At 42.5% G+C, this 5435-nt stretch carries 9 protein-coding genes; 3 read left to right on the forward strand and 6 right to left on the reverse strand.

Annotation, left to right across the window (positions count from 1 at the left end; genetic code table 11):
- Positions 1-215 precede the first annotated feature (215 nt).
- Both LW728_RS22590 and LW728_RS22595 read right to left on the reverse strand, forming a co-directional pair.
- On the reverse strand, positions 216-374 hold the full coding sequence (locus LW728_RS22590; protein WP_043997906.1) for a microviridin/marinostatin family tricyclic proteinase inhibitor: 159 nt from the start codon (positions 372-374) through the stop codon (positions 216-218).
- Positions 375-559: 185 nt separating this feature from the next.
- Positions 560-886, reverse strand: a complete 327-nt coding sequence (locus tag LW728_RS22595; RefSeq protein WP_004268645.1) for a mannose-binding lectin — start codon at positions 884-886, stop codon at positions 560-562.
- Between the two features lie 367 nt (positions 887-1253).
- On the opposite strand from LW728_RS22595, the gene LW728_RS22600 reads away from it, so the two are divergent.
- Positions 1254-2042, forward strand: coding sequence for a class I SAM-dependent methyltransferase (locus LW728_RS22600; protein WP_287768425.1), 789 nt, complete (start codon positions 1254-1256; stop codon positions 2040-2042).
- 38 nt (positions 2043-2080) lie between these two features.
- Complete coding sequence (locus tag LW728_RS22605) at positions 2081-2815, forward strand: SDR family oxidoreductase (RefSeq protein ID WP_287669660.1); 735 nt, start codon at positions 2081-2083, stop codon at positions 2813-2815.
- Between the two features lie 375 nt (positions 2816-3190).
- Here the strand turns inward: LW728_RS22605 and LW728_RS22610 are convergent, their stop codons facing one another.
- A complete protein-coding gene (locus LW728_RS22610) occupies positions 3191-3448 on the reverse strand; it encodes a type II toxin-antitoxin system HicB family antitoxin (protein WP_287669662.1) in 258 nt (85 codons plus the stop codon).
- A complete protein-coding gene (locus LW728_RS22615; RefSeq protein WP_004268637.1) occupies positions 3438-3740 on the reverse strand; it encodes a type II toxin-antitoxin system HicA family toxin in 303 nt (100 codons plus the stop codon). Before LW728_RS22615 ends, LW728_RS22610 begins: the two co-directional genes overlap by 11 nt.
- Positions 3741-3914: 174 nt before the next feature.
- Between LW728_RS22615 and LW728_RS22620 the strand changes: the two genes are divergently transcribed.
- Positions 3915-4241: a DUF433 domain-containing protein gene (locus tag LW728_RS22620; RefSeq protein ID WP_004268636.1), complete on the forward strand. Its 327-nt coding sequence runs from the start codon at positions 3915-3917 to the stop codon at positions 4239-4241.
- Positions 4242-4488: 247 nt separating this feature from the next.
- Here the strand turns inward: LW728_RS22620 and LW728_RS22625 are convergent, their stop codons facing one another.
- Both LW728_RS22625 and LW728_RS22630 read right to left on the reverse strand, forming a co-directional pair.
- Positions 4489-4716, reverse strand: a complete 228-nt coding sequence (locus LW728_RS22625) for a hypothetical protein (protein WP_004268635.1) — start codon at positions 4714-4716, stop codon at positions 4489-4491.
- A gap of 2 nt (positions 4717-4718) precedes the next feature.
- The gene (locus LW728_RS22630) at positions 4719-5192 is read right to left on the reverse strand and encodes a type II toxin-antitoxin system VapC family toxin (RefSeq protein WP_043997957.1); all 474 of its coding nucleotides are present in this window, start codon (positions 5190-5192) and stop codon (positions 4719-4721) included.
- Positions 5193-5435: the final 243 nt, after the last annotated feature.

Genomic DNA, 5435 nt, shown 5'->3' on the forward strand with positions numbered 1-5435 from the left:
ATTTTCAGGGAAAAAGTAGCTGAATTTCCCCCTGATCACTCCCATATCTGGTACTTTTGGATTTCAAAAAAGGCTAAAAGTCTTATCCAGCAAGGTTTTTAGATTTATTCAGCAAACCCTAAATACAACAAAAAACCGCCATAAATCTTACTCCTGCTTGACTTATGGCGGTAGTTTATTTCTGTCTGAATTACTGAAAGCAATCTTTAAATTAATTAACTATCTTCCCAGTCAGAAGGCCATTTCCAAGTCCAAACGGGAGCCGGTTCAGAATCGGGGGGGGAATCGGGAGTCGGAGCCTCGTCTTGGTCCACAGATAAAAAACGAGCAAAGAAGGGGATTGCTTTACTTTGTTCGGTCTTGGGATAATTCATGGTCATTTCTAGTTTTTAGTGGCAGCTTTTTCAAGCTAGCTGCGATTACCTTGCGATAGTAACATATATTGCCGTCTTACTCAAGTCAAATACTTGGTGAACTACCTACACTTCTCTTGCGGGTAAGTGTAGGTTTCCTACCCAACAGATAGCGGAATCCTGGATTTCTTGCGTCCTCCCCTACCCTATCCAATTTCCAGTTGGCTGTCGTTATTATCGATCTGACTGTCTAACAGTATTTGCGTAGGGTTCCATTTCCCATCCCTTGTTTCACAAGTACACACCAACCATACGGATTGGTCTCCATCCCCGAACTCAAGGTGACAATCTTGGCAGGTTTCTTGGAAGTTTTGATCCCCGAACTGCAATTCCCCATCTATATTACCGATATGGTCACTAAGCGTCAGTTCGGTGGGGAGCCATTCTCCATCGCGAGCTTGGCACTCAGCACTCAGGATTGTGCTGTCAGGGTCGTAGTTAATACTGTTACAAGTGTGCGAAAAATTAGGCATGACAACTCTGTGTGTTAAAAAACAATATGATTCAGCATAGTGCCTTAACAGCCGACATTCCGCACATCTTCATATACTTTTATATATTTTTACATTTCCCAAGATGTTTTGACGAAAAACCTTGATTGTAGAAACTACTATTGAGAAAAATTTCAATAATTGATTTTTTCTGAGAAAAAAATTTGCAATTCTTCACCTTGATAAAAATCTATGACTGTAGCTATAATCTTTACTGGCAAAGGATTGTAAGCAATATATTAGTAAAAATTATCAATTGAATGTTAAGAAGTGCGGAAAGTGGGTTCTACTAAGCCCAATCGTGTTAGACTAATGTAGTTTTTGCCGAAAGAGTTAAGTGAGTTTAACAATGGATAAAAATGAATGGATTAGTAGATTCGATGATTTAATTTGTAGTCCTTCGATTCGAGAGTTTTATGGTGAAAGAGAGTTTTTTAATGTCGGTTATTGGCTCTCCCATACCCAAGATCAACAGGAAGCATCCTCTACTCTGATGGAGAAACTTTTAGAATTTATTCCCAACAAACAGGGAACAATTCTTGATGTTGGCTGTGGTTTAGGAGCAACTACTCATTATCTTCTCAAATATTACCCATTGACAGCAATTGTGGGCATTAACATTTCTCCGACACAAATTGCCAGAAGTCTCTTGAATTTTCCCGAGGGTAAATTTCTGTTAATGGACGCGGTAGAGATGGATTTTGCTGATCATTCTTTTGAGCAAATTATTTGTGTAGAAGCGGCTTTTTATTTTAATACTAGGCGGCAATTCTTACAAGAAGCTTGGCGAGTATTAAAGCCGGGGGGAACCTTAATTCTCTCAGATCTGAGTTTTGCCACAACAGAACTTTTAGGAGATTGGACAGTTCCCCAAGCAAACACGGTCAAAGATATTGCCGAGTATCAAAATCTTTATCAACAGGCAGGGTTTAAAGATGTTCAATTTGTCGAGGTGACGGAGGAGTGCTGGTTCAGACATTTTCGCCATCTTAAGTCTTGGTTAACAGAGGAATTTCAATCAGGAAAATTAGACGAAGAAACCTATAATTTAAACATTAAGGCTCTGGATAATTTGCTAAGTTCCTCGGCCATAACTTATTGGTTAGTTGCTGTCCAAAAGCCAGTCAATATACTGTAATAGTTGTCAGTTTTTCTTGAATTTTTGGAGACAAAAAAATGTTTGATTCCTTATCGGGTAAAAAAGTCGTTATTATTGGTGCAAGCTCCGGGATTGACCTAGCGATTGCCGAAAAATTGCTCTCCCTGGGGGCAAAAGTGGTGCTTTCCCATGCTTCTCAAGAGAAATTAGCTGCGGCTGTTGCCCTAATTTCCGGGGAGATTGAAGCCAAAACTGTTAATTTTTTAGAAGAAGATTCTGTTAATGCCTTTTTTGCAGAAATTGGCAACTTTGACCATTTAGTAGTCACCTCTCTCGGAGACAGAAATATGCCGCGAGCCTTATTAACCGAAATGACCGCAGAAACGGCCCGGGGAGGTATGGAGAAATTCTGGGGAACCTTTTTAGCAGTGCGTGGCTCCCTGAAAACTTTGGCCAAGGACGGTTCTATTACCCTGACATCCAGCGTCACTATGTTCAAATATTCCAAAATGGGCGGAATTTCCGTCATAGCCGCCGCTAATAGTGCTGTAGCCGTATTTGGACGCGCCCTCGCCCTAGAACTCGCTCCTATTCGCGTTAACGTTGTTGCCCCCGGATTAATAGAAGATACAAGCATCTGGACCAGTCAAGGTGATTCGGAACGCTCCGACCTGAGCAAATGGGCGGTTTCTGCCCTACCTGTCGAACATTTAGGGCAACCCGAAGAAGTCGCCCTAGCAGTATTGAGTTTGATTATCAACCCCTATATGACAGGTGTGGTTTTACCCGTGGACGGTGGAGTTACTCTTTAAAAGAAATGGTGAAAAAAGACCGAGAAATCCTCGAGAACAAAAAATCTGGTGTCAGAGCAGAAGAGCGAAAAGAACAAAGTGAGCATAAAAATGCAGGAAAATTAATAATTAGGGCTTGCTGAATAATGGTAAAACCCTTTTAAAATAAGGCTTTTGACCTGTTAAAATCCGATGTTACTGCTGCGAAAATAGGATTGGGACCTTCAAAAAACCTGGCATTATCTTCCTTGTAGTACACAAACTGGTACAGAAAAGCAGGGCAACAAAGCCTGAAACTCCTGCCTCGCAGCCTCGGAGCCTTCTGCCTGACCCCACCCTAGGCCTTTTTCAGCAAACCCTAAATAATTGGGTTGGGTTTCGTTCCGAGGGACCAACCTACCTATTGCTAAATTTGTTGGGTAATTTCCGGTCTAGCTGTGACAGAAAACTATCAGAAAAGGGTTTTTCTGGCTTTTCCCCACGCTCGGCACAAAAAGCTAGGTAATCTTCCACTGAATCAGCAAAAGCCTGCTGCAATTCCGCTACACTCTCTCCCTGAAAAGTGATAACATCTCGGACGTTGGCCACCTCACCGTAAAAGATACCCGCCTCGTCATCAAAAAAAACTACTGCTTCGTAACCTTTATACTTCATCGTTTTCCACTCCTGCCTCGCTTAAAAAGCGCCTCACTGATACTACAGCCCCCTTGTCCGTTTCCCGACGAGGATGGGGGCGATGGAAGACGGCTTTAACTCCCTTAAGGGCTACCCACACCCGCAACCTCCTACCTTCGGATATTTCTGCTCCCAGTGCCTCCAGCAGCGATTCGATATCCGTCCAGACAACATCTGACCGGACGGGCTGCTCGAAGATTTGGTCGAGAATTTTTCGCTGTTTTTTCGAGAGTGCCATTGTAGTATCATAACTTAATAAGCTGCCGTGCATCTAAAGGACATATTATTGAAATCAAAAAAACACCTAGTTTGATTTTGGATTTCGCTTGTTTCAATCTAACTGTTAACTGTTCACTGTTAACTGAATAGTGGGAGGTTTTCAACACAAATTTTCTGGTAAAATGATTAGGGATAATTGGTCAAAACTGTATGAGGATTTAAGCCTGTGATCATCAAAGAGTTAGAAGAGCAACTTCTTGCCCTCAAACCTAGGGAAAAAGTGCAGGTAATCCAGTTACTCGCTCAAAGTCTTGGTGGTAATTGGCAGGGAATTGAGAAAACCCCTAAAGTTTGCGGCGGACAAGCCTGCATTGCCAATACAAGAATTCCAGTTTGGGTGTTAGTAGAAGCTCGTCGTCTTGGTTATAGTGATGCTGATTTATTAACAAGTTATCCGACTATTAAAGCTACGGATTTAGCCAATGCTTGGGTATATGCGGCGGCTCATGAAGATGAGATTGATTTACTCATTGAGCAGAATCAGGCAGTTTAGGAGATGATACTAAATCCGCTTATTAAAAACTGATTATTTATTCTCCGTTTTGCCTGTTGCCTGTTGCCTGTTGCCCCTCCTGATATGTAGCCTATACTCAACGGATTTAGTATTAGATTAAACTGCTTTCAAAAAGGCAAAAGCTGCCTAGGACGGACCCTAAGATATCTGAGGCCAGCAATGCTCTAAAGTTGATAATTTAATTGGGGACAATTTGCCGAAAAAGCTTTTACTTCGTCATCCCATTCTAACTTGAGCGGCGACTGGTATCCATTGTATCATCACCAATATCTTTCGGTCGTCCGCTCCAACGTTTTGCTAGACCGGGTTTTCGCGACAAGGTGACAACTTCTCTGCCACTTTCCGCTTGCTTCTTGCGTAGATCTGCAAAGATTGCATCCAAGTCATAGTTGAAGGACTTGGCATACTCTTCACGGATTCGGTGGATCTCTTCGACGATCTCATCATGAAACATAATCAACCTCCTAACAGTTCGTTGGGTGTACAAAGAATCGGTAACTCGTATCCAAAATCAATGCTGATCTCTGCCAATTTTCTCTGAATTTGAGCATTAGCAATATGCTTACAGTTCCACGTTAACAGATAATCCATACCGTGGACAGTTGCGGCGGCAATGTGGATCGCGTCAACTTTCGCTTTTGGAGGCAGATTACTGCGGGTTAAGAATTGTTTAGCCAAACCTTGTGCAGCTTCGTTCAATGCTAACAAGGGAAAATCACGCAAAATATCCAGCCTTTCGGAGGCGATCGCTGTATCTCCTTTAGTTACTTCCTCTAGGACAGCCTCGGAAGTGTACAGAATAAAGTCGTTTCGACGAAATTCCCACCATTCCCTCGTTATCTCAATATTAGCCGCCACAATAATATCTCTGCTGGGTCGAGCAGTTAGGTAGCCTAAGATACTGGTTTCAATATAGACGCTTTCGCTCACGGCAATAGGAGAAAATCTATCCAACGTCCATCATACCCTATTTAGGGCTTGCTGAATAAAGGTGAAATGTAGGCAAGGTAAGGGTTTTGTGGCTTTACGAGCGAAACAGGTGCAAGATTTTGAGAGAATCGTGCTTCAAAACCTTGCGTCTTCATCGGCCCGCGTCCTGTAGGGGCGAAGCATTCGGATAAAAAATCTACGGTTTCACCGATAGGTTATTGCCCGAATGCTTCGCCCGTACTT

Source organism: Microcystis sp. 49638_E5, assembly GCF_021300285.1.
Taxonomy (GTDB): Bacteria; Cyanobacteriota; Cyanobacteriia; order Cyanobacteriales; family Microcystaceae; genus Microcystis; species Microcystis aeruginosa_C.